This is a genomic window from Streptomyces sp. NPDC041784 (assembly GCF_055591025.1).
On the sequence record NZ_JBVJAB010000001.1, the window covers coordinates 499,742 to 523,723 of the forward strand.

A 23,982-nucleotide genomic window follows, 5' to 3' on the forward strand; every position below is an offset into this window, starting at 1 on the left:
GCGGACGGCCGGGACGGGGTGGCGGACCGCCGCGACGCTCAGCGCTTTCTGGCGGAGGTGCGTGTCGGGGACGTCGTCGAGGGGGTCGTGGCCGGTGCGGGGCGTCGTGTCACGGTGGTCCTGGACGGCTTTCCGGCGCGGCCGCTCGGCGAGGTCGGGCCGCTGGACCTGCCCTGGGGGCGCCGGCGGGAGACGGCCGTCGAGGTCGGGCGGCGGATCCGTGCCCTGGTCACGGCCGTCGAACCGGACGAGGAGCGCGTCCTGCTCTCCCTGGCCGCCACGGCACACCCCGAGCTGTGGACGTTCCTGAGCGGGCTGCGCCAGGACAAGGTCCTCACCGGGACGGTCGCGTCGATCGAGAGTTTCGGCGTGTTCGTGGCGCTGGACGAGGGCCCGGACCACCCGGTCTTCCCCGGGGTCGGCTTCATCACCTTCCCCGAGCTGTCCTGGCGGCACTTCGAGGCGGCCACGGACGTCATTCGCGTGGGCCAGCGGGTCTCGTGCGTGTTCCTCCAGTTCGACACGTGGAACGGGGAGGCGCGGCTGTCCCTGCGGGCCACGCGGCCGGACCCCTTCCTGGCGTTCGCGGAGGCGGTCGAGGCGGGCGGGGCGGGCCGGGTGTTCCGGGGGCGGGTCACCAAGCCCACCCCCATCGGTGTCTTCGTCCGGGTCGCCGACGGGGTCGAAGGGCTGGTTCCGCTCGGGGACTTCGGCCCGTCGGCGGACGCGGCGGAGGTGGCGGCCTCCGTTTCGGTGGGCGACGAGATCAGGGTCGTCGTCACCCGTGTCGTACGGGAAGGGCGCAGGGTGTTTCTCGCGCGGGCGTGACTGGACTGGCGGCTGGATCTGTGACGAGTAGGGTCCGAGACATGAAGCTCGCCTTCTCCACCCTCGGTGTTCCCGGGCTGCCCGTACCGGAGGTACTGGCGCTCGCGTCCGCGCACGGCTACCACGGCGTCGAACTGCGCGCCCATCCGGAGGAGCCGGTTCACCCCGGGCTGGGGCCGGACGAACGGGCCGCCGTGGCCGCCGCGTTCGGCGCGGCCGGGGTGGAGGTGCTCGGGATCGCCGGGTACGCGCGCGTGGCGGCGCCCGCGGACGACGCGGCCGTCGTCGAGGAGGTCAGGACGCTGATCGACCTCGCCCGCGACCTCGGCGCGCCCTACGTCCGGGTCTTCCCGGGCGCTGACGACGGCCAGCCGGACGCCGACGCGGTCGCCGCGCGGCGGCTCGGCACCGCCGCCGAGTACGCCGCCGACCACGGCGTACGCATCCTGTTGGAGACGCACGACTCGCACCCCACGGGCGCCGCCGCCATCCGGATCCTCGGTCCGGTCGGACACCGGCAGGTCGGCGCGCTGTGGGACGTGATGCACACCTGGCTGGGTGGCGAGCAGCCGCAGGAGACGTACGCCGCGCTCTCGCCGTATCTCGGATACGTGCAGGTCAAGGACATCGCGTCGGTCGAGGACAGCACCCCGCTGGCGCTGGGCGCCGGGGTGCTGCCGCTCGCCGAGTGCGTGGAGGTGCTGTCCCGGCACGGCTGGGAAGGCTGGCTGTCCTGGGAGTACGAGAAGCGGTGGTACCCGGACGCCGAGCCGCTGGAGGGGCTGCTGGGGCGCGGGCGGGAGCACCTGGGCCGGCTGCTGAACGACTCCGCGTGAACGCCCCCGGTACCGGGGGCTGGGGCCGGGTCGCCGACGGGCGTGGACGGTGACCGGCGAGGATATCGAGTGGCGGTTCAGCGAGGTCGCGGGTTAGCCTCCGCGCCGTGATGCAGCAGCTCCCGGCGTGTCTTCCCGCCGTCGTCCCGTCATGAGCCCCCTCTCCCGGGCCCTCCTCGACGTCCGTCCCCTGCGGACCTCCCCCGTCTTCCGGCGGCTGCTGATCGGGCGCACGGTGTCCACGCTCGGTGGCTTCATGACCATGGTCACCGTCATGTACCAGGTGTGGGACATGACCCACAGCGCCGTGTGGAGCGGGGCGGTCGGTCTCGCGCAGGCGCTGCCGATGATCGGCGTCGGGCTGTTCGCCGGTGCCTGGGTGGACCGGGCGGACCGGCGCCGGGCCTATCTGCTGTCGACCGTCGGATCCGCGGTCTGCTCCTTCCTGCTGGCCGTGCAGGGTTTCACCGGGCACGTTCCGGTGGCCGGGGTGCTGGCGCTGGTCGCGACGCAGTCGGCGTTCGCCGCGCTCGGCGCGCCCGCGGCAGGGGTGTTCGTGCCGCGGCTGCTGCCCAAGGACCAGGTGGCCGCCGGTCTCGCCCTGAACCAGGTCACCGGGCAGGCGATGATGCTGCTGGGCCCGGCCGTCGCGGGCGTGGTGCTCGGCTGGTGGGGCCTCGGCGTCTGCTATCTGCTGGACGCCCTCAGTTTCGGCCTCTCCTTCTACGGCGCCTACGGGCTGCCCGCGCTGCCGCCCGAGGGCGGGAAGTCCCGTCCCGGGGTGCACGGCGTCCTGGACGGGCTGCGGTTCCTGACCGGGCACCGGGTGGTGCGCGGGGCGCTGCTGACGGATCTGGCCGCGACCGTGCTGGCGATGCCGACGAGTCTGTTCCCGCTGGTCAACGCGGAGCGCTTCGGCGGCGATCCCCGCACGCTCGGCCTGTTCCTGTCCGCGCTCGCGGTGGGCGGGGTGGCGGCGACCGCCTTCTCCGGGCCGGTCACCCGGCTCGCCCGGCCCGGGCCGGTGATGCTGTGCGCGTCGGCGACCTGGGGCGTGACCCTCGCCCTGTTCGGGCTGACGACCAGTGCCTGGGCGGGGCTGGGGATGCTGGTGGTGGCCGGTGCGGCGGACTCGGTGGCCGTGCTCTCCCGCAGCACGATCGTGCAGACCCTCACCCCGGACGCCCTGCTGGGCCGGGTGACGGCGGCCGAGACGATCGTCGGCCAGGCGGGCCCGCACCTCGGCAATCTGCGCGGCGGTGCCCTGGCCGGCTGGTCCTCGGGGGCGACCGCACTGGTCACGGGCGGTCTGATGTGCCTGGCGGCGGTGACGGCGGTGGGCGTGACGACTCCGGAACTGCGGGGCGGGAGACCGTCCCGGGGGACGGCCCCGGAGACTGCGACCGGGAGCACACCTGCGACGGGGCCGACAACGGCGCCGACGACCGCACCTGAGCCCGACAGCCCCACCGCCACCACCCCGGCCGGACCGTGACCCGACCGCCCCGCCCCTACCGCCCCGGCCGGACCGTGAGTCGGGTGGTCGCGTCCAGGCACCACTCCAGCACCGACGGCCAGGAGCCGTAGCCGGCGTCCAGGTCGAGGTGGGCGGCGCCCGGCAGGAGTTCGGTGGGGAGGCCCAGGGGATCGCCGTAGGCCGCGCGGGCGCCCTCCGGGAGGTACGGGTCGTCGTCGCCGGCGACCAGCCGGGTGGGGACGGGGAGCGTGAGCCCGTCGAGCGGCGGTGGCGCGAACTCCGTGACCTCCGGATACCGGGCGAGCACCGTGGCGGACGGCGGGGCCACCAGCAGGACCCGGTCGACGTCGGCCACCCCCGGCAGCTTCCGGGCGACGGCGTGCAGCCAGAGGACGGCGGAGAGGCTGTGGGCGAGGACCACCCGCTCGGAACCGCCGGCGCCGAAGGCGTCCAGGTGGCGCTCCAGGTCGGTCAGCCACCGTTCCAGGGAGGGGTCGTCCGGGTCGGGCAGCTGCGGGTAGGTGACGTCGTGGCCCAGCCCGGTGAGCCGGTCGGCGAGCCAGTGCTGCCAGTGGGCCCGGGGACGGTGGTTCTGCCAGCCGTGGAGGATGAGGAAGGCGCGCGAGGTCGTCGTCATGTTCCGATGATCGCCAGACCTCGCCATGCAGGTCCAGTTAATCTTCCCGGGTGGATTCCTTAAGCCCTGCCTTCACGATCGATCTGCGCCGGCTCACCGTCCTGCGCGAACTCCAGCGCCGGGGCAGCGTCGCCCGGACGGCCGAGGCCCTGTGCCTCACCCCCTCGGCGGTCTCCCAGCAACTCACCGCCCTCGCCCGTGACCTGGGCGTACCGCTCACGGAACGCGACGGCCGGGGCGTACGGCTCACCGGTCAGGCCAAGGTGCTGCTCGCCCACGCCGACGTCATCGCCGCCCAGTTGGAGCGAGCCCGCGCCGACCTCGCGGCGTACGGGGAGGGCGGCCGGGGCACGGTGACCGTCGGCTGCTTCTCCAGCGGCATCCTGGGGCTGCTGCCGGCCGCGCTGCGGGCGCTGCGCGAGCGTCTCCCGCGGGTCCGGGTGGACGTCGTGGAGGCCGAACCGCCGGACCTGTTCACCGCGCTGGACGGCGGCCAGGTGGACGTGGCGGTGGCGGTGGACTTCGCGGCCGCTCCCCCGCACACCGACCGCCGCTACACCCGCGAGGACCTGCTCACCGACGTCCTGGACGTCGCCCTCCCGCCCGATCATCCGCTCGCGGGCCGCGCCGCGGTGCCGCTGCGCGAGCTGGCCGCGGACACCTGGATCGTCGGGTCCGCGCGCAGTTGCTGCGGGGCGGTGACCCGCTCGGTCTGCGCGGCGGCCGGCTTCACCCCCGACATCCGCCACGACGTGAGCGACTGGGCGGCGCTGGCCGGTCTGGTCGAGGCGGGCCAGGGGGTGGCCCTGGTCCCCCGCCTCGTCCGCTCCCTGTACACCCACCGCGCCCTGGCCCTGCGTCCGGCCGAGGGCGAACCGCCGTCCCGCAACGTCTTCGCCGCCGTACGGGCCGGGGCGGAGAGCGATCCGGTGCTGGCGGCGGTCCGGGAGGAACTGCGCCGGGCGGCGGCCGCCGTGACGACCCAGGCGCCGTGACGACCCAGGCGCCGTGACGACCCCGGCGGCGTGACAACCCAGGCGCCGTGACGACCCCGGCGGCGTGACGACCCCGGCGGCGTGACGACCCCGGCGGCGTGACGACCCAGGCGCCGTGACGACCCAGGCGCCGTGACGACCCAGGCGCCGTGACGACCCAGGCGCCGTGACGACCCAGGCGCCGTGACGACCCAGGCGCCGTGACGACCCGGGCGCCGTGACGGTCTAGGCGGGGCGGGCGGTCGCGAACCTCGTCACGCGTTCCTCCAGGCGGGTCCGGCTGTCGGGCCACTCGGGCGCGGTGATCGAGAAGATCGCGGAGTCGCGGAGGCGGTCGTCCTCGCCCGGGGCCCAGGAGCGGGACCAGTTGCGCAGGACGCCCTCGAAGCGGGCGCCGACGCTCTCGATGGCGGCGCGGGAGCGGCGGTTGCGGGCGTCCGTCTTCAGGTCGATCCGGGACACGCCCCACTCCTCGAAGGCGTGCCGGAAGAGGAGCAGCTTGGCCTCCGCGTTCACGCCCGTGCCCTGGGCGGAGGGGGCCAGCCAGGTGAAGCCGACCTCGACGGCGTCCAGCCGGTCCTCGGCCAGCCAGCAGCGCGGGTCCCAGTACGAGGTGGCGCCGACCGCCCGTCCCGTGGCCACGCTGACCTGGGCGTACGGCGCGAGCCGGCCCGTGGCCGCGCGGGCGAGCTGGGCGTCGATGTAGGCGCCCACCTCGTCGGCCCGCGGCACCCAGGTGAACGCGTACGTCCCCCGGTCCTCCTCCGCCGCCTCCGCCAGATCGGCCGCGTGCCGGTGCTCCAGCGGCTCCAGGCGCACCAGCGCGCCCTCGAGAACCGGCCCCCGCAGTATGAAACTCACCCGACGATGTCCTTCCTCAGCTCCGCGAACGCCTCGTGGAAACCGGGGAAAGTCTTGCGGACGCAGCCGGGGTCGTCGAACGAAATACCGGGCACGCGCAGGCCGGTCACCGCGAAGGACATGACGATGCGGTGGTCGCCGTAGGTCTTGATGTCCGTGCCCCGGGGGGTGCCCGGGTGGATCTCGATCCAGTCCGGGCCGGTCGCCACCTCGACGCCCAGCCGACGGAGGTTCTCCGCGCAGGCCTCCAGACGGTCGCACTCCTTCACCCGGGTGTTGGCCACGTCCTCGATACGGACGGGACCGGAGGCGAAGGGGGCGAGGGCGGCGAGGGTCGGCATGGTGTCGGAGATGTCCCGCATGTTGACGGTGACGCCGCGGAGTTCGCCGGTGCCCGCGACCGTCGTCCGGTCCGCACCGGTCTCCACCCGGGCGCCCATCCGCCGCAGCACCTCCACGAAGCCCAGGTCGCCCTGGAGCGCGCCCTCGCCCAGCCCGGGCACGGTGACCTCGCCGCCGGTGACCGCGGCCGCCGCGAAGAAGTAGCTCGCGGTGGAGGCGTCGGGCTCGATCGCGTACGTGGTCGCCCGGTAGCCGCCCGGCGGGACGACGTACGTGTTCCCCTCGCGGCCCACCTCGACCCCGAACGCCCGCATCATCGCGATCGTGATCTCGACGTACGGCACCGAGACCAGGTCCGTGACCGTGATGCGCAGGCCGGTGCGGGTCAGCGGGCCGAGCAGCAGGAGCGCGGTCAGGTACTGGGACGACTGACCGGCGTCCAGCACCACTTCGCCGCCCTCGACGCCCGCCGCGGTGACCGTCAGCGGGTGGTGGCCCTCCGCCTCCTCGTGCCGCAGGTCCACGCCCAGGTCGCGCAGGGCGCGGGTGAGCGGGAGCAGGGGGCGGCGGCGCATCTGCGGGGAGGCGTCGAAGCGGAAGACGCCGTGGCCGGCGGCGGCCAGGGTGGGCAGGAAGCGGGCCGTGGTCGCGCCGTCGCGGCAGTACACGTCGGCCTCGGCGACCCCCGGCCCTTGCGGGCGGCCGTCGACCTGCCAGGTGTCCGGCGTCCGGCCGACGCGGTAGCCGAGCCGGGCCAGGCCCTCGGCGAAGCCTTCGGTGTCGTCGGAGCGCAGGGGACGCTGGAGAGTGGTGACGCCGTCGGCGGCGGCCGCCAGGAACAGGGCACGGGCGGTGATGGACTTGGAACCGGGGATGTCGACGAGTGCCATACCCCTCATGATCCCGCGCCGTGCCCACCGGACGCGGCCACGTCCACGGGATGGACGAGGGGGATCACGTGCGCGTCGGGGTTCGGGTCCGGGTTCGGTTTACCTGACGGTGAAGTCGGCCGCCTCGGTGTCCAGGGTCGTGGTGCCGTCCTTCGCGGTGGCCAGGACGGCGACGTGCCAGAGGCCGCGCGGGGAAGACTCGGTGTCGGAACCGGTGACCTCGACGGTGTAGGCGCAGCGCACGGTGTCCTCCCCGGAGGGCTTGCAGGTGGCCGACTCCGCGGCGGCCATGTCCTTGGTGGTCAGCTCCTTCTTGGCGAGGGAGGAGTTCTCCGGCCAGGCCAGCACCTTCACGCTCCTGACACCGGAGGACGCCTCGACGTCGGTGGTGAAGGCCAACGAGCCGGCGCGGTCGCCGTCGGGCGCGGTGTAGCGGGCCGTGCTGTGCGCCAGCGCCGGAGGCTGCTCCCCGGCGTAGGCGAGAGCGAAGACTCCGGCACCTCCGAGGACGACGACACCGGCGGCCACGGACAGAGCGATACGTCGGGACATGAGAGGTTCTCCGTAACTGTCTCAGCTGGATCGGGTCGGCGCTCTGTGCTGCGCCGCTGCACCGATACTCGCCGCGCCGGGGTCGGCCGGGCATGAGTGCTCGTACTCAACTCGGCTCTGAGTAACCCGACATGAGCGCCCCGACCCCACGGACGCCAGCGCCACCCCGCCGACCAGGAGGGCCGCCGCGCACCAGCGCAGGCCGGTCACCGGCTCGCCGAGGAAGACGGCGGCCGAGGTCATGCCGAAGACCGGGACGAGGAGGGAGAACGGGGCGACCGTGGACGCGGGGTGACGGCGCAGCAGCCAGCCCCAGGCGCCGAAGCCGAAGACGGTGGTGACCCAGGCGACGTAGACGACCGTGCCCGCGCCCTGCCAGTCCAGCGCCCGCAGAGCGGCCAGGTCCCGCGCCGGGCCCTCCGTCAGCAGGGAGAGGGCCAGCAGGGGCAGCACCGGGACCGTGCTCACCCAGACCATGAAGTTCAGGGCGTCCGGTGGCGCGGCCCTGCGGGTGAGGACGTTCGAGACGCCCCAGCAGGCCGCCGCCGCGACGACCAGCGCGAACGCGCCGAGCGGGCCCGAGGTCCCCTCGTCCACGGCCGCGACCCCGATACCGGCGAGGGCCACGCCCATGCCCAGCAGCCGGACGCGGGTGGGGCGTTCGCCGAGCACGGCGAAGGCGACGGCGGCCGTGAACACCGACTGGATCTGCACGACGAGGGAGGACAGCCCGGCGGGCATACCGGCGTCCATCCCGACGAACAGCAGCCCGAACTTCGCCACCCCCAGCACCAGACCCACCGCCACGATCCACTTCCACGCCACCTTCGGGCGGCCCACGAGGAACACCGCGGGCACGGCCGCCACCAGGAAGCGCAGGGCGGAGAAGAGCAGCGGCGGGAAATGTCCGAGGCCGATCTCGACGACGGTGAAGTTCACGCCCCAGACGGCGGCGACGAGGACGGCGAGGGAGACGTGGGCGGGTCGCATGCGTCGAGGATCACGCCCCGGGACCATGAAGCACCAGCGATGATTGCTGCACGGTCGGATGTAGCAACGCTAATCGAAGGAGAGTCCCGTGCTCGATCTCCAGCGCCTACGCGCCCTGCACTCCGTCTCCGTCCATGGCACCGTCGGCGCGGCCGCCGCCGCACTCGGCTACACGCCCTCCGCCGTCTCCCAGCAGATCGCCAAGCTGGAACGGGAGACGAGGACCGTCCTGCTGGAGCGCGAGGGGCGGGGGGTGCGGCTCACCGCGGAGGCGCTCCAGCTCGTCGACACCGCACAGGAGCTGCTGTCCATCGTGGAGCGGGCGGAGACCGCGCTGGAGGAGCGGCGCGGGGTGCCGGCGGGGCGGCTGACGGTGGCCGCGTTCGCGTCGGCGGCGCGGGGGCTGATGCCCGCCGTCCTGGCCGACCTCGCCCGGCGGCATCCGGCCCTCGACGCCCGGCTGTCGGAGATCGACCCGCATCTGTCGGTCGGTCTGGTCGCCCGGGGCGCGCTGGACCTGGCCGTCGCGCACGACTGGGACATCGCGCCGCTGCCGATGCCGCCGGGCGTCGAGCAGGCGGTCATCGGGGACGACCGGTGCACGCTGCTCGTCCCCGAGGGGCACCCCTTCGCCGGGCGGGCGTCCGTGCGGCGGGAGGAACTCGGCGGCGAGCGGTGGGTGTGCCAGCCGCCGGGGCGGGTCTGCCACGACTGGCTGGTGCGGACCCTGCGCGCGGCCGGGCACGAGCCGGAGATCGTCCACCAGGCCGACGAGAACCCGACCCTGGTCGCCCTCGTCGCGGCCGGCCTCGGCATCGGCCTCATCCCCCGCCTCGGCCGCGGCCCGCTCCCCGGGGGTGCCGTCGAGGTGCCCCTCGACCCGGCCCCCGTACGGCGGCTGTACGCCCTGTGGCGCACGGGGGCGGCCCGGCGTCCGGCGATCGCGGAGACGGTACGGGCGCTGCGGGAGTGGTGGCCCAGGGTGTCGGACTGACCCCACCGACCCCCCGCGCCCCTCCCGTACCGACTTCCGGAAATCCGTCCGGACCGGGAACCCGGCCGCCGTCCGGCTCGTCCAACCGGCAAGCTGCCGGATGAGTCACCTCGGTGCGGTGTCGGCCCTCGCTGCTGGCTGCGATCGCTGACCCACCCTCTCCGCCGCACCGCGGCCGGCGGCCCCCGCCGCCATCGGCGCGCCCCCCTCCAATGCGCCGATGGCGGCCCCGCGCCAGGTACCGTGCGCCACCGAACCCCTCCGGAAGGAGCCCGCACGTGCCCTCCAGACGCACCGTCCTCGCCGCCACCGCGGGCGTCACCGCGGCCCTCACCGTCGGCGGGCCGGCCCGCGCGGACGACCGCCGGCCGCGCGCCCTCGTCTCCGGCATGACGCTGGAGGAGAAGGTCGGCCAGGTCTTCGTCGCCCGGGTGTACGGCCACTCGGCGACCGCCCCCGACCAGGCCGACATCGACGCCAACCTCGAGGAGATGGGGGTTCGTTCGGCCGCCGAGCTGGTCGCGCGGTACCGGGTCGGCGGGATCATCTACTTCACCTGGGCGCACAACACACGTGACCCGCGCCAGATCGCGGACCTCTCCAACGGCATCCAGCGGGCCTCCCTGGCGCAGCCGCGCGGGCTGCCGGTGCTGATCTCCACCGACCAGGAGCACGGCATCGTCTGCCGGGTGGGCGCGCCCGCCACCCTCTTCCCCGGTGCCATGGCCCTCGGCGCCGGGGGTTCCCGTGCGGACGCCCGGCTGCTGGGCCGGATCGCCGGCCGTGAGCTGCGCGCGATGGGCATCCGGCAGAACTACTCGCCGGTGGCGGACGTCAACGTGAACCCGGCCAACCCGGTCATCGGCGTGCGCTCCTTCGGCGCCGACCCGACGGCGGCGGCCACCCTGGCCGCGGCCGAGGTGCGCGGCTACCAGGCGTCCGGGGTCGCGGCGACCGCCAAGCACTTCCCCGGGCACGGCGACACGGCCGTGGACAGCCACACCGGCTTCCCGGTCATCACCCACACCCGTGAGGAGTGGGAGCGGCTGGACGCCGTCCCCTTCCGGGCGGCGATCGCGGCCGGCATCGACTCGATCATGACCGGGCATCTGCTGTTCCCGTCCCTCGACGCCTCCGGCGACCCGGCGACCCTCTCCCGCCCGATCGTCACCGGCATCCTGCGCGAACGCCTCGGCTACGACGGGGTGGTGGTCACCGACGCCCTCGGCATGGCAGGGGTGCGCACCAAGTACGGCGACGACCGGGTGCCGGTGCTCGCGCTGAACGCGGGCGTGGACCAGCTCCTGGACCCGCCCGACCTGGCCGTCGCCTGGAACGCCGTCCTGAAGGCCGTACGGGACGGGGAACTCGCCGAGGAGCGGCTGGACTCGGCGGTGCTGCGGATCCTGCGGCTGAAGGAGCGGCTCGGGCTGCTCGACGCGCCGTACGCCGACACCGCCGCCGTCGCCCGGGTGGTGGGCCGGCGCACGCATCGCGCGGCGGCCGACCGGATCGCCGAGGGGACCACGACCCTGCTGGTCAACGAGGGCCCGACGCTCCCGCTGTCGCCCCGTACGCACCGCCGGCTGCTGGTGGTGGGCGCCGATCCGGCGTCCCCGTCGGGCACCACGGGCCCGCCCACCGGTGTGCTGGCGGCCGCGTTCACCGGGCTGGGCTTCACGGCGAGCGCCCTGTCCACCGGGCTGACCCCGTCGGCCGAGACGATCGCGCGGGCGGTGACGGCGGCGGACGCGGCCGACGCGGTGGTGGTGGCGACGTACAACGTCACCGCGGACAGCGCGCAGCGCACGCTGGTGGAGCGGCTGGTGGCGACCGGGCGGCCGGTGGTGGCGGTCGCGGTGCGCAATCCGTACGACGTGGCCCAGCTGCCCCGGGTGAAGGGCTTCCTGGCCGCCTACTCCTGGACCGATGTCGAACTGCGGGCCGCCGCCCGGGTGATCGCGGGAGCCGCGGCGCCGCACGGGCGGCTTCCGGTGCCGGTGCGCCGGGCGGACGATCCGGCGCAGGTGCTGTACCCGGTCGGGCACGGGCTGACGTATCCGGCGTACGCCGCCCGCTGATCACGCCCCCCGCACCACGCGCAAAGCGTCCCGCCCGGCTGGCGTGCCCCGCTCGCGGGGGTCACGCTGGTCCGGGGTGCGGGTGGGGGAATGACGATGCACTACGGACGGTCGGCGGGGGTCGTGGGGGCGCTGTCCGCGCTGCTCCTGGCGGGGTGCCAGGTCCGGGCGGAGGAGCGCCCGCAGGCCGGACCGACGGGTTCCGCCCCGGCGACGGTCCCTTCCGGATTCGGCGCGGTGTTCCTCGGGACGGGCGAGTGCAGCTCGTTCGGGACGACCCGGTTCACCGAGGTGCCGTGCGGCGGGGAGCGGGCGGCGGCCCGGGTCGTGGCGCGGCACGAGGGGACGGCCGGCCGGGGGCCGCTGTGCCCGCCGACCACGGACTTCGTGCTGCACATCGGCGAACAGGCCGCCGAGGACGGCACGGGCACCATCGCGGAGGGCTACGCGTGTATGCGCAACCTCCAGCCCCCGCACCCCGGTGACCCGGGCGCCGGCGGCGGCCCGCGCACGACGGTCGGCGACTGCGTCCACGACGTGGGCGGCGGGCAGGTTCGCGAGACCGCGTGCGACGGGTCGGGGACGCGCGCACCGCAGTACAAGGTGGTGAAGGCCGTGGCCGCGCGGGCGAAGTGCCCGGCGTCCACGGCCCTCTACGTCCAGCTCGGCGGCCCGGATCCGGTGGGATGCGCGCGGCCGGTCTGAGCGTCGGTGGTCCTACGGGCGCAGCGCCGGCTCGCGCTCCACGTCCCGCACGTCCAGCTTCGCGTCGAACTTCGCCAGCGGCTTGGCCCGCTCCACGGCGGTGGCGGAGACTCCGGCCCACTCCAGGATGCGGGCGGTAGCCAGTTCCTTCTCGTCGGCGACGAGTCCGGCGACGTTCGCGCCGTGGTTCATGCCGGGCGCGGTGAGGACGTACGCGTCCTTGGCGCCCTTGCCGAGCCGGAAGCGCTCGGCGCCCCACGGGTCGTTCTGGCCGTAGACGAAGAGCATGTGCCGGGCGTTGTGCTTCACCCAGGTGTCGACGTCGCGCATCGCCCACGGCTGGAACTTCATGGAGATGTCGCGGGGCACGAAGTTCCGCGGGGGCTGGTAGCCGTAGCGGACGTACTGCTTCTCGATGTGCGGGAACTGGATCGTGGGCGCGCCCAGCTGGGTGCCGGCCTGGTAGTAGTACGGCGTGTACGGGGACAGGCCCTGGTCGGTGTAGAAGGAGAACCCGGAGATCGTGTCCACCGAGGCCCAGATCTCGTCGTCGGTCGCGTTCTTCGCGTCCGCCGGGATCGAGTCGCAGTCGGACAGCAGGCTGTACTGCCAGAAGCCCCAGACGTAGTCGAGGACGACGGCCTCGTAGGCGCGGTCCAGGCTGCCGACGGTGTCGAAGGTGAAGCCCTCCGCAGCCGCGTACTCGGCGTACATCTCCTCCAGCGGCTCACGGCGCACCAGCGCCTCGCGCTGCACGGCGTTCAGCCGGTCGCGGCACTCCTTGGTGCCGACGGCCGCGAAGAACCGGTCGTAGGCGGAGTCCTCGTCGTTCACCACGTCGTTGGGGGCCACGTACGCGACGACGCCGTCCATGTCCTTGGGGTAGAAGCGCTCGTAGTAGGTGGCCGTCATGCCGCCCTTGGAGCCGCCCGTGGAGATCCAGTTCTTGTCGTAGACCTTCTTCAGGGCCTTGAAGATGCGGTGCTGGTCGCTGGCGGCCTGCCAGATGTCGAGCTTGGACCAGTCGGCCGGGTCGGGGCGGGACGGGGTGAAGTAGCGGTACTCCATGGAGACCTGGTTGCCGTCCACGATCTGGGTGGGCTCACGGCGGCCGGGGTTGGTGGAGACGTTGTAGCCGCCGGTGTAGAAGACCGTGGGGCGGCTGACGTCCTTGTGCAGCACGGTGATCCGCTGCTGGAACGTGCCCTTGGACGGGTGCCGGTGGTCGACCGGCTGGGTGTAGTTCAGGACGAAGAAGCGGTAGCCGGGGTACGGCTTCTCCTGGATCAGGCTCATGCCCGGTATCGCGAGCAGCCGGTCCTTGATGTCGGCCTCCGGCTCGGCGGCTGTTGCCGCCCCCGCCGTGCTCAGCGTGCCTATGAGCACGGTGAGCGCGAGCAGCCATCTGAGCGCCTTGCGCATGCGCGTGCACCCTTCCCCTGTGAGACAGATGTGCGCCGGAAGCTATCGGAGCAACACCCTTCACACCAGAGGGGGTTGGGACAACGGCGTGGCGTTCAGCAGAGAATCCAGCCCGAACTGCCCGAATCGCGGCCGACCGAGCCCTTGACCCACACACAGCGGTGTCCGGCGTAGACCTGCACCGCCGGGGAGGTGCGGGCGTGCTTGCGCCCCTTCTTCACGGGGACGTGACCGCGCGCCTGCACGCTGACGGTCATCCTCCGTTTCACGCCGGGCCGCGTCGCGACGGTGCGGGCGCAGACCCGGCCGCCGGTCTTGTAGACCTGCACGGAGCCGTTGGGGAAGGCCACCGTCCGTACCTTGCGCATCCCGTCGCAGGACACGGGCGCGGCCTGGGCGGCGCCCGGTGCCACGAGGCCGAGCAGCACGGCGACGACCAGCGCGGCGGGCAGGACCGCCGCCCACCGCCGTATCGCACCTACAACCAAGGTCCCCGCCCCTCCCCGCCGCACCGTCTTTCACCGTACTGATGTACGGACGCACGACGTATGTCGGATGGTTGCGCGGCCGTCACCGGGAGACGCCGACGGGCTCCTCGGGCTCGCCCGCGCCGACGAAGGTCCGCCACAGGCGCGCGTACCGGCCGTCGCGGGCCAGCAGCTCGTCGTGGGTGCCGTCCTCCTCGACCCGGCCGTGGTCCATCACCACCACCCGGTCCGCGCGGGCCGCCGTGGTCAGCCGGTGGGCGACCACGAGCGTCGTACGGCGGCCCGCCAGCCGGTCCGTGGCCTGGTTGACCTGGGCCTCCGTGGCCAGGTCCAGGGCCGCCGTGGCCTCGTCGAGGAGCAGGATGTCGGGGTCGACCAGTTCGGCGCGGGCCAGGGCGATCAGCTGGCGCTGGCCGGCCGAGAGGTTGCGGCCGCGTTCGGCGACCTCGTGCAGATAGCCGCCGTCGAGCGTCGCGATCATCTCGTGCGCGCCGACCGCCCGCGCCGCCGCCTCCACCTCGGCGTCGCCGGCCTCGGGCCGGCCGTAGGCGATCGCGTCACGGACCGTGCCCGGGAAGAGGTACGCCTCCTGCGGGACCACGCCCAGCCGGTGCCGGTACGAGGTGATGTCGAGGGCGCGCAGATCCGTGCCGTCGACGGTGACCCGGCCGCCGGTCGGGTCGTAGAACCGGGCCACCAGCTTGACCAGGGTCGACTTGCCGGCGCCGGTCTCACCGACGAACGCGACCGTCTGGCCCGCCGGGATGCTCAGGTCGACGCCGCCCAGCGCCTCCTCCGCCCCGTCGGCGGGACCGTACGCGAAGCGCACGTCCTCGAAGACGATCTCGCCGCGCAGGGAGAGCACCTCCAGCGGCTCGTCGGCGGACTTCGTGGACGTCGGCTCCCGCAGCAGCTCCTGGATCCGGCCCAGCGAGACGGTCGCCTGCTGGTAGCCGTCGAAGACCTGCGAGAGCTGCTGGACGGGGGCGAAGAACAGGTCGATGTAGAGCAGGTACGCCACCAGCGCGCCGGTGGTCAGCGTCGCCGCGTCCACCCGGCCCGCGCCCGCGATCAGCACGGCGGCCGCCGCCACCGAGGACAGCAGCTGGACGAACGGGAAGTAGACCGAGATCAGCCACTGGCCCCGGATCCGCGCCCGGCGGTAGCTGTCGCTGCGCTCCGCGAACCGCGCGCCGCCGTCCCGCTCCCGCCGGAAGGCCTGCACGATCCGCAGCCCGGCCACCGACTCCTGGAGGTCGGCGTTCACCACCGACACCCGTTCCCGGGCCAGCTCGTACGCCTTCACGCTCGCCTTGCGGAAGAAGTACGTGGCGACGATCAGCGGCGGCAGGGTCGCGAAGACGACGAGGGCCAGCTGGACGTCGATCACCAGCAGGGCGCCCATGATCCCGAAGAAGGTGACGACCGAGACGAACGCCGTGACCAGGCCGGTCTGGAGGAAGGTCGAGAGGGCGTCGACGTCCGTCGTCATCCTCGTCATGATCCGGCCGGTCAGCTCCCGCTCGTAGTAGTCGAGCCCGAGCCGCTGGAGCTGGGAGAAGATCTTCAGCCGCAGCGTGTAGAGGACGCGCTCGCCGGTCCGGCCGGTCATCCGGATCTCGCCGGTCTGCGCCGCCCACTGCACCAGCACGCTCACGAGCCCCAGCAGCGAGGCCGCCCAGACGGCGCCCAGGGCCGCCTGGGTGACGCCCTGGTCGATGCCGTGCCGGATCAGCACGGGCAGGAACAGGCCCATCCCGGCGTCCACGGCGACCAGGCCCAGGCTGACCAGCAGCGGGAGGCCGAAGCCCCGCAGCAGCCGGCGCAGGCCGTACGACTCCTCGGGGGTGACCGCGCGGGCCTCGTCGACGTCCGGGGTGTCGGTCGCGGGCGGCAGCGCCTCGACCTCGGCGAGCAGCTCCGGGGTGGCCGGCATGCCCTCCATCGCGGCGTCCCGCGGCACCCGCTCCCCCGCCCAGAGCCGGGGGGTGATGCCGCGCTCGGCGTCGAACTCGGCGTCCAGCTCCTCGCGTACGGAGGTGTCCTCGGCCGCCGGCACGGGCCGGGTGTGGCCGGGCGAGACACCGCCCAGCTCGTCCGGGTCGGTGAGGAGGCGGCGGTAGAGCGCCGAGCGCTCCTGGAGTTCCTCGTGGGTGCCGAGGTCGGCGAGCCGGCCGGCGTCGAGGACGGCGATGCGGTCGGCGAGGTTGAGGGTGGAGCGGCGGTGGGCGATGAGGAGCGTCGTACGGCCCCGCATGACCTCCTTGAGCGCCTCGTGGATCTCGTGCTCGACGGCCGCGTCGACCGCGGAGGTGGCGTCGTCGAGGACCAGCAGGCGCGGGTCGGTGAGGATCGCGCGGGCCAGGGCGACGCGCTGGCGCTGGCCGCCGGAGAGGGTCAGGCCGTGCTCGCCGACCGTGGTGTCGTACCCGTCGGGCAGCTCGGCGATGAACCGGTCGGCCTGGGCGGCGCGGGCGGCGGCCTCGATCTGCTCCTGGGTGGCGTCCGGACGGCCGTACGCGATGTTGGCGCGGACCGTGTCGGAGAAGAGGAAGGAGTCCTCGGGGACCAGGCCGATCGCGGCGCGCAGCGAGTCGAGGGTGAGGGTGCGGACGTCGTGGCCGCCGACCAGGACGGCGCCCCGGGTGACGTCGTAGAAGCGGGGCAGCAGCAGGGAGACCGTGGACTTGCCGGAGCCGGAGGAGCCGACGACCGCGAGGGTCTCGCCGGGGCGGATCTCGAAGCTCAGCCCGTCGAGGACGGGGCGCTCGGTGTCGTAGCCGAAGGAGACGTCGTCGAACTCGACGGTGGCGGGCGCGTCGGCCGGGAGGTCCTTGGTGCCGTCGCTCATCGACGGCTCGGTGTCGATCAGCTCCAGGACGCGCTCGGTGCCGGCGCGGGCCTGCTGGCCGACGGTGAGGACCATCGCCAGCATGCGGACCGGGCCGACCAGCTGGGCGAGGTAGGTGGAGAAGGCGACGAACGTGCCGAGGGTGATGTGACCGCCCACGGCGAGCCAGCCGCCGAGCGCCAGCATCGCGACCTGGCCGAGGGCCGGGACGGCCTGGAGGGCGGGGGTGTACCTGCTGTTGAGCCGGACGGTGCGCAGCCGTCCCGCGAAGAGCCGACGGCCGACCTCCCGGAGCTTCCCGGTCTCCTGCTCCTCCTGCCCGAAGCCCTTCACCACGCGTACGCCGCTGACGGACCCGTCGACCACCCCCGCGACGGCTGCCGCCTGCGCCTGGGCGTACCAGGTGGCGGGGTGGAGCTTGCTGCGGCTGCGCTTGGCGATCCACCACAGGGCGGGGGCGACGGCGAGCGCGACCAGGGTGAGCGGCAGGGACAGCCAGGCCATCACGACGAGGGAGATCACGAAGAGGGCGAGGTTCCCGATGGTCATCGGGAGCATGAAGAGCAGGCCCTGGATGAGCTGGAGGTCGCTGGTGGCGCGGCCGACGACCTGGCCGGTGGACAGCTCGTCCTGGCGGCGGCCGTCGAGCCGGGTGATCGTCCCGTACATCTCGGTGCGCAGGTCGTGCTGCACGTCGAGGGCGAGCCGGCCGCCGTAGTAGCGGCGGACGTAGGTGAGGGCGTAGACGAGGACGGCGGCGCCGATCAGGGCGGCGGCCCAGGGGGCCATGTCACGGGTGTGGTCGCCGATGACGTCGTCGATGATCACCTTGGTGACCAGCGGGACCAGCGCCATGACGGCCATGCCGAGCAGGGAGGAACCGAGGGCCAGGACGACGTCCATGGGATACCGCCAGGCGTATCCCGCCAGTCGCCGCGCCCATCCCCGTTGCTCCTTCACGCCGGTGCCCTCCGTTTTTTCGGCCTGATCTACCGGAAGGCACCAACGCGGACAGAACCGGATTTCATCCCTCCGAAACAAAATCGGAGGCAAGGGCTCAGACGCGTACCCGCAAGTGGTAGAACCGCGTCGTCTGTGCCGCGTTCTGGTTGTCGTCGCTCACCAGGAGGACCTTGTACGCGCCGTTGGCGCGGCCCGTGACCACCATGCCCTCGATGTTGTCGAGGAGCGGGTTCGGCTGGGGCTGCTTGGCGGTCGCTCCGAGTGACGGGCAGGTCACGAGGTCGGTGAGCAGGGTCTTCTGGATCAGGCGGACGCCGGACCGGCCGGTGAGGTTCTCCACGGCGGAGGTGTCCGTGGCGTGGCGCGGGTCGGCCAGGTAGAGGCGGACCGTGTTGCCGACACCGGCGGTGAAGCCGCGCTCCAGGACGAGCAGGCGGCCGTCCGGGAGGGCCTGGACCTCGGGGACGCCGAGGCCGGTGTCGGTGCGGTAGGCGTACTGGGCGGCGAGCCGGAAGTGGTCGCCCCTGGTCCGGGTCCAGGTCTGGAAGCGGACGATGCCGGTGCTGTCGCCGGAGATCGCGTACTCCATCGAGGCGAGCAGGGTGCGGCCGCCCGGCAGCAGGGTCAGGCCCTCGAAGGTCTGGTTGGTGGTGGCGCGCCCGGCGGGGGCGACGAGGAGGGAGGCCGGGACCGGGAGGCGGTCGAGGATCGTGCCGTCGGCGCTGTAGCGGCGGATCGACGGCTCACTCTCGGAGCTGATCAGGCGGGTCCCGGTGGCGATGGGGGTCCCCCCGCTCGAGCGAAGCCGAGAGTGGGGGAGGTCGATCACGAGGCCCTCGGAGTCCAGCGCGGCGCCGTTCTCGTCGGCGAGCGGGACGACCGACTCCGGCGCGAGGGTCTTGGCATCCAGGCCGAAGAGGGAGGAGCGGTCGGAGAGAGCGACGAGGGAGCCGTCGAGGTCGAGGGCGAGGGCGGAGAAATTGCCGACGAAGGTGCCGTCGTACGTCGTCTTGTCGAGCGCGTCGGAGAAGCGGCCGATGGAGACCGTGGGCGAACAGGCGTTGTCCACCCGGGCGTCGGTGGCGTGGGCGGGCCCGGCGGCGGTGAGGCTGGCGGCCGCCGCCAAGCCGGCCGTGAGGGAGGCGAGTACGGTTCGCAGGCGCATGGGCGTCACCGTAGGGCGGCCCGGTGACGTCCGGTGGGACGAACCGTTAAGGATCACCCCGTTCAGGAGGCCGCGAGGTCCTTGTGAATGACCTTGGCGACGCCCTGGATGGTCGTGATGCCGTAGTTCATGGTGCTGTTGCCATGGGTGAGCACGGTCATCGTGTAGTCGTGGCCGCCGCCCTTGAAGGTGCCGACGCTGTGGACGCGCCAGCCGTTGGTGGCGCGCGACAGCCAGCCGTTCTTGACGTGCACGCCGACGCCGGAGGGTGCGCCGTAGGGGGTGCCCCAGCGCTGCGAGGAGATGACCTTGCCCATCAGCAGCCGGATGTAGTACCGCGAGTCGTCGGTGAGCACCGTGTTGTGCGTGGGGAGCAGCTTGAGCAGCTTCTGCTCGTCGGTGACGGTGATCTGGGTCAGCCCCCAGTAGCCGTTCGCGCCCGGCTTGGTCTGGGTCATCTTCGCGGCCGCCAGGAAGCCCTTGATCTTCGTCATGCCGAGCTGCTTCCACAGGGTGGTGGTGGAGGCGTTGTCCGACTTGGTGATCATGGCGGTGGCGAGCGACTTCTCACGGCTGGTCAGCGCGCGGTTCGTCTTCTGCGCGTCCCACAGCAGGGCGGCGAGGACGGTGACCTTGACGACGCTCGCCGAGTCGTAGGCGGTGGAGGCGCGCAGGGTGCAGGTGGTGTTGGTGGAGCGGTCGTAGAGGCCGACCGCGATCGTGCCCTTGCGGGTGGCGAGGGCGGCGGTGATGTCCCTCTTCAGCTTGGTGGCCAGGGCCGCGTTGTTCGACGTGCAGCCGACCGTGGGTGTGGCCGCCATGGCGGGCGCGGCGGTGGCCACGCCGGTGATGAGGACGCCGGTGCCCAGTGCCGTGGCGACCAGTGCTCTCCTGCGTCGGGAAGTCCGGTGAGTCATGCCACGTTGACGCACCAGTTCGTACGAAAGGTTGTACGGGCGACCTGAGGTATTGGGCAAAGCCTGGGCAACCCGTTACCGGCCCCTGTGCGTCTTCACAGGCTGCGGCCAGGTTCGGCACAGCGACCACCCACAACCGGCGTACAGCATGCGCAGGGTGACATCTGCCACCGATCCTCACCCCCACACGACCGTGTCCCCCGACGTGCCGCCGCCGGCGGCCTCCGAGACGGCACCCACGGCACCCCCGCCGGACAAGGCACCCCGCTGGTCGCTGCCCGCGTTGATCGCGATCCTGGCCCTGGCCGCCGTGCTCTACGGCTGGAACCTGTCGTCCAGCGGCCTCAACAGCTTCTACAGCGCCGCCGTCTACAGCGGTACGCAGAGCTGGAAGGCGTGGTTCTTCGGCTCGCTGGACGCCGGGAACTTCCTCACCGTCGACAAGCCGCCGTTCGCGCTCATGATCATGGGCCTGTCCTGCCGGGTCTTCGGCTTCGGCACCTGGCAGATGATGGCCCCGGAGATCGCGGCGGCGCTGGGCACGATCTGGATCCTGCACTCCTCCGTGAAGCGGGTCTTCGGACACGCGGCGGCCGCGATCGCCGCGCTGGTCCTCGCGCTGACCCCCATCACCGTCGCCATCAACCGGGACAACAACCCGGACACCATCCTCGTGCTCCTGATGGTGGCGGGCGCGGCCCTCGCGCTGCGGGCCACGCGCGACGACCGGCTGCTGCCGCTCATCGGCTCGGCCGCCTGCTTCGGGCTCGCCTTCAACACCAAGATGCTCCAGGGCTACATCGCCCTGCCGGCCGTCTTCGCCGTGTACGTGTACGCGTCGAAGCTGGGCTGGAAGAAGAAGGCCGTGAACCTGGCGCCGGCCGCCGTGGCACTGGCCGTCTCCAGCTTCTGGTGGGCGACGGCGGTGTCCCTGGTGCCCGCCGACGACCGCCCCTACATCGGCGGCTCGACCGACGGCAGCGCCTGGGACCTGATCATGGGCTACAACGGCCTGGGCCGGGTCCTCGGCGGCGAGGGCAACGGCGGAGGAGGCGGTGGCGGGGGCGGCACCTTCGCCGGGACCGCCGGCATCGGCCGGATGTTCAACGACGTCCTCGGCGGCCAGATCTCCTGGCTGATCCCCTTCGCGGGCATCGCGCTCGTGGCCGGCCTGGTGCGGTGCGGCCGGGCCGCGCGCACCGACCTCACCCGTGCCGCGCTGGTGCTGTGGGGCGGCTGGCTGGTGCTGCACTACCTGACGTTCGCCCTGGCCGAGGGCACCATGCACCCGTACTACACGACCGCGCTCGCCCCGGGCATCGCGGCGCTCACCGGTGGCGGCGGCGTCATGCTGTGGCGCGCCTTCCGCGGTGGCGACGCCCGCTGGTCGTGGGTGCTGCCCGCCGGGCTCGTGGTCACCGGCGTCTGGGCGATCGTGCTGCTGCGCCGCGCCACCGGCTGGAACACCTGGCTGTGGCCGGCCGTCGGCGTGGTGATGGTCCTCGCGGTCGTCGGTCTGTTCGTCTTCCGGTCGGCGGGCTCCGGCACCCGGGTCCGGCTGCTCGGGGTGTCCGTCGCCGCGGCGATCGTGGCGGCGCTCGCGGGTCCGACGGCGTATGCCGCCTCGCCGGCCTTCGGTTCCTCCAGCGGCATGATGGGCGGCACCAACCCGACCGCCGGTCCGTCCACCGGGAGTGGCATGGGCGGGCCCGGCGGCGGTGGCCGGGGCGGCTTCGGGGGCGGCAACGGCGGTCCGGGCGGCGAGATGCCGGGCGGCACGCAGCAGGGCGGCACGCAACAAGGCGGCCAGGCGGGCGGCGAGTTCCCCGGCGGCAACGGCCAGGCGGCACCGGGCGGCGGCAACGGCGAACTCCCGCAGGGCGGCGGCGCCCCCAGCGGTGCGCCCAGCGGTCAGGGCGGCGGTCAGGGCAGCGGTGCGAACGGCACGGCTCCGGGCGGCGGAACCGGCGGCGCGCCGGGCGGGACCGGCGGTGGACCCGGTGGCGGCGGCATGGGCGGTGGCGGCGGGACGGGCGGCGGCGCCGACAGCGAGCTCGTCTCGTACCTGCAGAAGCACCAGGACGGCGCCACGTGGCTGATCGCGGTGTCCAACTCGCAGAGCGCGGGCCAGATGATCCTCAGCACCGGTGAGCCCGTCATCTCCATGTGGGGCTTCACCGGCAGCGACCAGGCGATGACCCTCGCCAGGCTCAAGGAGCTGGTGAAGAAGGGCGAACTGCACTACATCCAGCTCGGCGGCGGCGGAATGGGCGGCAACAGCAGCCTGAACCAGGAGATCACCGCCTGGGTGCAGGAGAACGGGACGGCGGTGGAGGCGAGCGAGTACAGCTCCACGTCGGATGCGGCCTCCGGCACCGACTCCGACACCGAAACCGGAACCCGAACGGGAACCGACACCGACACCTCGGCGCAGAGCAACCAGTCGACGGTCTACCGGCTGGACGCGTCGGACGTGAGCTGACCTGGTACAGCCCCAACGGCCCCTGACTCTCCTGTCAGGGGCCGTTCTGTCATGTCAACTCGCGTAGACAAGAGGAGATTTGCCGGTTCCCGTCACCTGATGGACATGTCCGATTCATTGCCATGGCCGCATGTGCATGTCACTCTCCCGATTGCCGCCTCCACTCAACCCGCGTAGATCGGACACCCCACATGCTGGCGACACGCACACACCGATGGAAGTCGGTGGCGCTTGCCACCGCTGCAGTCCTGGTCGGTCTCACCGCGCCCACGCTCACCGCGACCCCCGCCGCGGCGACCACGACGGCGTACGACTCGACGTACTACAAGAACGCGGTCGGCAAGACGGGTACGAGTCTGAAGTCGGCCCTGCACACGATCATCACCCCCCAGACCAAGCTGTCGTACGCGGCCCTCTGGGAAGCGATGAAGGTCACCGACCAGGACCCCAACAACAGCAGCAACGTGAAGCTCCTGTACTCCGGAATCTCCCGGAGCAAGTCGCTCAACGGCGGCGCCAGCGGCAACTGGAACCGCGAGCACGTGTGGGCCCAGTCGCACGGCGACTTCGGCACCTCCGCCGGTCCCGGCACCGACCTGCACCACATCCGTCCCGAGGACGTGACGGTCAACTCGATCCGCGGCAACAAGGACTTCGACAACGGCGGCAGCAGCTTCACCAACTCCGGCGGCAGCCTCACCGACTCCAACTCCTTCGAGCCGCGTGACGCCGTCAAGGGCGATGTCGCCCGCATGATCCTCTACATGGCCGTGCGCTACGAGGGTGACGACGGCTGGCCGAACCTGGAGCCCAACGACCTCGTCACCAACGGCAGCGTCCCCTACCACGGGCGGCTCTCCGTGCTGAAGGCGTGGAACGACGAGGACCCGCCGGACGCCTTCGAGGAGCGCCGCAACCAGGTCATCTACGACACGTACCAGCACAACCGCAACCCGTTCATCGACCACCCGGAGTGGGTCGAGGCGATCTGGTAGGACACGGCACACTCCGGTGCGATCGAACGACCAGTTCGCTCACACCGGTGATGTGGATCTTCACCCCGGGCATGTCGCGCGGCCCGGCCGGAAGCATGGGGATCACCTCGGCGGGGCCGCCGGGGCGATCCCCTTCCTCCTCCCGTTCCGGAGATCCTCATGCAGCTTCGTGCCTGGTCCCTCGCCGCCGCCCTCGCCCTGACCGCCCTCGCCCTGCCGGCCCAGGGTGCCTCGGCCGCCGCCGTGCCGTCCTGCAACGACGGCTCCGTCTGCTTCTGGAGCGGGGAGAACTTCGGCGGCAGCTCCTGGGAGTGGACGGCCCGCAGCGGCTACCGCGACATGCCGCCCTTCCTCCACGACCATGTCGGCTCGTTCGTCGCGAGCACCCGGGCCTGTTTCATCAACTGGGGCCCGGTCGAGAAGCGCGACGTCTTCAACGGCGACTGGCGCTCCCGCTACCAGGGCGACTTCGGCGGCCGGATCGACGGGGTGGGCGTGGGGGCCTGCTGAC

20 protein-coding genes are annotated in these 23,982 nt (G+C 72.9%); 10 read left to right on the forward strand and 10 right to left on the reverse strand.

Translation table 11 applies throughout. The features are described 5' to 3' along the window. Positions 1-18 precede the first annotated feature (18 nt). From ACZ6D7_RS02195 to ACZ6D7_RS02205, 3 genes are all read left to right on the forward strand, one after another. Positions 19-828, forward strand: a complete 810-nt coding sequence (locus tag ACZ6D7_RS02195) for a S1 RNA-binding domain-containing protein (protein WP_469482996.1) — start codon at positions 19-21, stop codon at positions 826-828. A 41-nt stretch (positions 829-869) separates the two neighbouring features. Continuing rightward, a complete protein-coding gene (locus ACZ6D7_RS02200; RefSeq protein ID WP_469482431.1) occupies positions 870-1,664 on the forward strand; it encodes a sugar phosphate isomerase/epimerase family protein in 795 nt (264 codons plus the stop codon). A gap of 151 nt (positions 1,665-1,815) precedes the next feature. Further along, on the forward strand, positions 1,816-3,159 hold the full coding sequence (locus ACZ6D7_RS02205; protein ID WP_469482433.1) for an MFS transporter: 1,344 nt from the start codon (positions 1,816-1,818) through the stop codon (positions 3,157-3,159). 16 nt (positions 3,160-3,175) lie between these two features. Here the strand turns inward: ACZ6D7_RS02205 and ACZ6D7_RS02210 are convergent, their stop codons facing one another. Continuing rightward, positions 3,176-3,778 carry an RBBP9/YdeN family alpha/beta hydrolase gene (locus ACZ6D7_RS02210; RefSeq protein ID WP_469482435.1) on the reverse strand — a complete coding sequence of 201 codons (603 nt, stop codon included), beginning with the start codon at positions 3,776-3,778 and terminating at the stop codon, positions 3,176-3,178. A gap of 50 nt (positions 3,779-3,828) precedes the next feature. Between ACZ6D7_RS02210 and ACZ6D7_RS02215 the strand changes: the two genes are divergently transcribed. Then, positions 3,829-4,773: a LysR family transcriptional regulator gene (locus tag ACZ6D7_RS02215; protein WP_469482437.1), complete on the forward strand. Its 945-nt coding sequence runs from the start codon at positions 3,829-3,831 to the stop codon at positions 4,771-4,773. Between the two features lie 225 nt (positions 4,774-4,998). Here the strand turns inward: ACZ6D7_RS02215 and ACZ6D7_RS02220 are convergent, their stop codons facing one another. The 4 genes from ACZ6D7_RS02220 to ACZ6D7_RS02235 form a co-directional block, all read right to left on the reverse strand. Then, the gene (locus ACZ6D7_RS02220; protein ID WP_469482439.1) at positions 4,999-5,634 is read right to left on the reverse strand and encodes a GNAT family N-acetyltransferase; all 636 of its coding nucleotides are present in this window, start codon (positions 5,632-5,634) and stop codon (positions 4,999-5,001) included. Further along, on the reverse strand, positions 5,631-6,866 hold the full coding sequence (gene aroA, locus ACZ6D7_RS02225) for a 3-phosphoshikimate 1-carboxyvinyltransferase (RefSeq protein WP_469482441.1): 1,236 nt from the start codon (positions 6,864-6,866) through the stop codon (positions 5,631-5,633). The genes ACZ6D7_RS02220 and aroA overlap by 4 nt, the downstream gene beginning before the upstream one ends. Before the next feature lie 99 nt (positions 6,867-6,965). Next, positions 6,966-7,418: a DUF5707 domain-containing protein gene (locus tag ACZ6D7_RS02230; protein WP_469482443.1), complete on the reverse strand. Its 453-nt coding sequence runs from the start codon at positions 7,416-7,418 to the stop codon at positions 6,966-6,968. Positions 7,419-7,439: 21 nt separating this feature from the next. Next, a complete protein-coding gene (locus tag ACZ6D7_RS02235) occupies positions 7,440-8,408 on the reverse strand; it encodes an EamA family transporter (protein ID WP_469482445.1) in 969 nt (322 codons plus the stop codon). 88 nt (positions 8,409-8,496) lie between these two features. On the opposite strand from ACZ6D7_RS02235, the gene ACZ6D7_RS02240 reads away from it, so the two are divergent. The 3 genes from ACZ6D7_RS02240 to ACZ6D7_RS02250 all read left to right on the forward strand — a co-directional run bounded on the left by ACZ6D7_RS02240 (position 8,497) and on the right by ACZ6D7_RS02250 (position 12,188). Continuing rightward, positions 8,497-9,402 (forward strand): LysR family transcriptional regulator, encoded by a 906-nt coding sequence (locus ACZ6D7_RS02240; RefSeq protein ID WP_469482447.1) that lies wholly within the window; start codon positions 8,497-8,499, stop codon positions 9,400-9,402. A gap of 278 nt (positions 9,403-9,680) precedes the next feature. Beyond that, a complete protein-coding gene (locus tag ACZ6D7_RS02245; RefSeq protein ID WP_469482449.1) occupies positions 9,681-11,483 on the forward strand; it encodes a glycoside hydrolase family 3 protein in 1,803 nt (600 codons plus the stop codon). A 96-nt stretch (positions 11,484-11,579) separates the two neighbouring features. Beyond that, entirely contained in the window at positions 11,580-12,188 is a 609-nt protein-coding gene (locus ACZ6D7_RS02250) for a hypothetical protein (RefSeq protein WP_469482998.1), read from the forward strand. A gap of 12 nt (positions 12,189-12,200) precedes the next feature. On the opposite strand, the gene ACZ6D7_RS02255 is transcribed toward ACZ6D7_RS02250, so the two are convergent. The 5 genes from ACZ6D7_RS02255 to ACZ6D7_RS02275 form a co-directional block, all read right to left on the reverse strand. After that, positions 12,201-13,610, reverse strand: a complete 1,410-nt coding sequence (locus ACZ6D7_RS02255; protein WP_469482451.1) for a S28 family serine protease — start codon at positions 13,608-13,610, stop codon at positions 12,201-12,203. 95 nt (positions 13,611-13,705) lie between these two features. After that, entirely contained in the window at positions 13,706-14,098 is a 393-nt protein-coding gene (locus tag ACZ6D7_RS02260; protein WP_469482453.1) for a hypothetical protein, read from the reverse strand. An 82-nt stretch (positions 14,099-14,180) separates the two neighbouring features. Then, on the reverse strand, positions 14,181-17,909 hold the full coding sequence (locus tag ACZ6D7_RS02265) for an ABC transporter ATP-binding protein (protein WP_469482455.1): 3,729 nt from the start codon (positions 17,907-17,909) through the stop codon (positions 14,181-14,183). A 97-nt stretch (positions 17,910-18,006) separates the two neighbouring features. Then, the gene (locus ACZ6D7_RS02270) at positions 18,007-19,077 is read right to left on the reverse strand and encodes an esterase-like activity of phytase family protein (protein WP_469482457.1); all 1,071 of its coding nucleotides are present in this window, start codon (positions 19,075-19,077) and stop codon (positions 18,007-18,009) included. 62 nt (positions 19,078-19,139) lie between these two features. Beyond that, positions 19,140-19,994, reverse strand: a complete 855-nt coding sequence (locus ACZ6D7_RS02275; RefSeq protein ID WP_469482459.1) for a serine hydrolase — start codon at positions 19,992-19,994, stop codon at positions 19,140-19,142. Between the two features lie 157 nt (positions 19,995-20,151). Between ACZ6D7_RS02275 and ACZ6D7_RS02280 the strand changes: the two genes are divergently transcribed. The 3 genes from ACZ6D7_RS02280 (at position 20,152) to ACZ6D7_RS02290 (ending at position 23,981) form a co-directional block, all read left to right on the forward strand. Then, positions 20,152-22,476, forward strand: a complete 2,325-nt coding sequence (locus ACZ6D7_RS02280; RefSeq protein WP_469482461.1) for a mannosyltransferase YkcB-related protein — start codon at positions 20,152-20,154, stop codon at positions 22,474-22,476. Positions 22,477-22,667: 191 nt separating this feature from the next. Beyond that, positions 22,668-23,471, forward strand: coding sequence for an endonuclease I family protein (locus ACZ6D7_RS02285; RefSeq protein WP_469482462.1), 804 nt, complete (start codon positions 22,668-22,670; stop codon positions 23,469-23,471). A 159-nt stretch (positions 23,472-23,630) separates the two neighbouring features. Further along, positions 23,631-23,981, forward strand: coding sequence for a peptidase inhibitor family I36 protein (locus tag ACZ6D7_RS02290; protein ID WP_469482464.1), 351 nt, complete (start codon positions 23,631-23,633; stop codon positions 23,979-23,981). Position 23,982 lies beyond the last annotated feature (1 nt).